General features: G+C 55.2%; 1 pseudogene. It reads right to left on the bottom strand.

What is annotated here, in order from left to right:
- Positions 1-603: pseudogene (locus tag WH277_RS00005) on the bottom strand (DUF3458 domain-containing protein); the annotation flags it as partial.

Here is a 603-nt window from a genome sequence, read left to right as displayed (position 1 = left end):
CACGCACAACGGCGTTTGCCTGCGGGTCAATGATGTCGAACAGTTCGGCAATCTCATTTTCACTCGGCAGAGACAAGATCAACGCCATCAGCGCCGGATCGCTGGACTCCGATAACAAAACGGCACGGAATGCATCCGCCACGTGCAAGGGTAGCGACAGCGGTTGCCCCTGCTGCTGGCGGACCACGTTAATTTTGATGTAGTTCGCCATCAGGCTCTGCGCCGCATCCCAGCGGGCAAAGTCATTGCGCGCATGACGCATCAGGAAAGTGAGCTGCGCATCGCTCCAGTTGTAGTCCAGTTTCACCGGCGCAGAGAATTCGCGCAGCAGGGAAGGCACAGGCTGGAAGTAAACCTTATCAAAGACGAAAGTCTGGAAAGACTCAGTGACGTTGAGTACATGATGCACCGGATGGCCATTATGCTGTAACGGAATGACCTGCCCCTCCCCATCGTACAGCTCAATATCCAGCGGAATATGCAGCGGAAGCTTCTCTTTCTGATCGGCGGTTGGCGGCGTCATCTGAGTCACATGTAACGTGTACTGTTCCAGCTCAGGATTGTAGTCATCACGGATGGACAACACGGGCGTACCCGACTGGC

It is taken from the genome of Erwinia sp. MYb416 (genome assembly GCF_037479575.1).
GTDB classification, from domain to species: domain Bacteria; phylum Pseudomonadota; class Gammaproteobacteria; order Enterobacterales; family Enterobacteriaceae; genus Erwinia; species Erwinia rhapontici.
Note: the sequence above shows the minus strand (reverse complement) of the source record. Positions and strands in the feature narration are given on the sequence as shown.